Source organism: Streptococcus sp. 1449 (assembly GCF_013276805.1).
Classification (GTDB): domain Bacteria; phylum Bacillota; class Bacilli; order Lactobacillales; family Streptococcaceae; genus Streptococcus; species Streptococcus pseudopneumoniae.
Genome location: NZ_VMLS01000110.1, coordinates 1 through 2,629, shown reverse-complemented (window position 1 = coordinate 2,629; position 2,629 = coordinate 1). Strand labels below are relative to the sequence as shown.

The 2,629-nt window shown below is 39.4% G+C and carries 1 protein-coding gene; it reads left to right on the top strand.

Going from position 1 to position 2,629, the window contains the following annotated elements; translation table 11 throughout:
- Positions 1 to 221: 221 nt before the first annotated feature.
- On the top strand, positions 222 to 2,629 hold a 2,408-nt coding region (locus HT687_RS11435), incomplete at its 3' end, for a DUF1542 domain-containing protein (protein ID WP_172924218.1).

Sequence of the window (2,629 nt, the reverse complement as noted above, 5' to 3'; positions counted from 1 at the left end):
CAACTGTCAAAGTCCCGTGCCTTTTTCTTGATACCTAAGTGAGATAGAGAAGTCAAATGAGTATCTTTTTAAAGTAATTTGAGATATAATAGTTTAGTCATACTAGGTTGAATGACTCAGTTGATGTCTAATCAATCATGCAAACCTTTGCTTGATTTTGTAGTTATGAATTGAGTGATTTTAATCGGAAAAATTTAGACTTAAAAAGGAGAACATCTAATATGTTTTATAGTGAGAAGGATGATAGAGAAAAACAATTGCGTTTTTCGATTCGGAAGGTTAGTTTTGGAGCGGCCTCGGTAGCCGTGGCGGCGCTCTATCTCTTTATGGGAAGTGGAGCGGTATCTGCTGCGGAAGCGCAGGCCATACAGTCAAATGAGGAGGTGGCAGCTGATAAGGATTCGGAAACAGAGAAAAAATCAGAGGATCAGCAGCCAACCTACGCTGCTCCTGCTGCAAAAGAACAAGGATCTGCAACCAATACTGAAGCAGGGGATAAAGGCAAGCAAGAGAGTCATCCAGAGACCAAAAAGGAAGAAGCCAACTCATCTGAAAGAAGCGAAACTACAACAAAGACTCAATCAGATGAAAACTCTGTAAGCGGGGACTCTAGCTCTCCAAAATCTACAGAGGGCAGTGAAGCTTCAAAATCTGAAGGGGAAGCTACAAGAACAGAAGAAGCAAGCAGCAAGCCAAAAATACGTAAAAGACGTGATACAGACTCTGCTCCAACGGCGACTGCAGCCGATGCAGATCTAGCTGCAAATCAGACTTATGAAGCTCCAGAGGATGATGCAGATGTAGAGAAGTTAGCAGCGAAGTTAAAAGAATTGCCTGACACAGTAGAGAATGAGAAAAAACTTAGCAACATAGACCAAGTTGGTGCTACTAAAAATATAAGTCCAGGTACAGTGAAAGAGCTTGATGAATTTGGAGGTTGGAAGGCAGTCAATGGCGGAAAATTTGGTGTTGCAAGAAAGACAAATAGAGGGGTCTTTCCTATTGAGACTGTGAATACGGTACGAACTAACTATGGTAAAGATAAGACGTGGTTGAATGAATCTTCTTTTGACCGTTCAAATGATTATGCACTATTCCTAGGGTTGGTAAGGACTCTTGCTACACAAAATGAAAAAGTAGATGATTCTAGTGCTTATACACAAGGAGCAGAAAATTCTAATAAAGGCAAGGGCTTGGCAAACTACAAGGGAATTGAAAAAACGTTTAAAAACTATTCTCTTTCGACCGGTTCTGATGTTAATATATCTTTTTATACAGGTTTTACTGGAGATATTGATGGGAATAAAGCAGGTTATCGTGTTGAGGTATTTACTAAAACTGATAATAATATGGAAATGATGAAAATTTATGATCAAAAATTCTTTCCACAAAATAGTAGTAATAATCAAAAAAAGATAGATGATGAGAAAAAAACAGTTACTCCAGTTAGTGTGGGAAATAATCAGTTTTTTGAAACTACTAGATCTCAAACTGAAAATCAGAAAGACCAATTGACTGAGAAATTAGAAGATGATTCAAATAAGAAAAAATTAGGGAATTCTCATGGAACTTTTACTAGTAAAAATATTAGTTTAGCTCCTGGTGTAACAGAATATACTGTGCGTATTAGCGCAGCGGATAATACCAAATTGGGGATGGGATTCCAAGTTCCTTGGAGGCAGTATGCTCTACCAGTTGTTGGAACAGGGTTTTCAGTTACTCAGGATACTAGGAAAGTAGCCAAGGACTTATCTAAAAAAGTTTATGATAAATTAACCGAATCAAAAGAAGAGGACACAAAATGGTCTACTCCTGAAACCAAGGCTGCTTATGAAGACAAATTGAAGAAAATTAAGGATAAGCTGGGTTCTGAAGCTAGTACTACTAGTAATTACAGAGAAGTAGTGGAAGATGCTGTAGAAAAATGGAAAGAGCTGAACGAAGGGCAGAAAATAAAAGACCAAGCCAAGGACGCAATAGCAGCTAAGCTTGCAGAGAAAGAAACAGCGATTGAAAACAATAGCAACCTAAGTCCTGCAGAAAAAGAGGCGGCTAAGAAAGAAGCTCAAGCGGAAGCGGAAAAAGCTAAGAAAGCTATTGAAGATGCTCAGACCCAAGTTGATGTTGACAGGAAGAAAGCTGAGGGAACTACAGCTATAGACAATGTGAATCCGATAGGAACAGAGAATGCAGTCACTGCCATAGCAGAAGTTGCAGCAAGGAAAATGGTTGAGATAGATGATAATGATAAATTATCAGAAGATGAGAAGAAGGCAGCCAAGGCAAAAGTAGAAGAAGCGGCTACAAAAGCAGCCCAAGCTATTAAGAAAGCTAAGGACGCTGAAAATCAAAATGAAGTTAATCGAGCCCAAGCAGATGCACTCTCTGAAGTAACTGCAATCAATCCAGTAGGAAAAGACCAAGCCAAGGACGCAATAGCAGCTAAGCTTGCAGAGAAAGAAACAGCGATTGAAAACAATAGCAACCTAAGTCCTGCAGAAAAAGAGGCGGCTAAGAAAGAAGCTCAAGCGGAAGCGGAAAAAGCTAAGAAAGCTATTGAAGATGCTCAGACCCAAGTTGATGTTGACAGGAAGAAAGCTGAGGGAACTACAGCGAAAGACAATGTGAA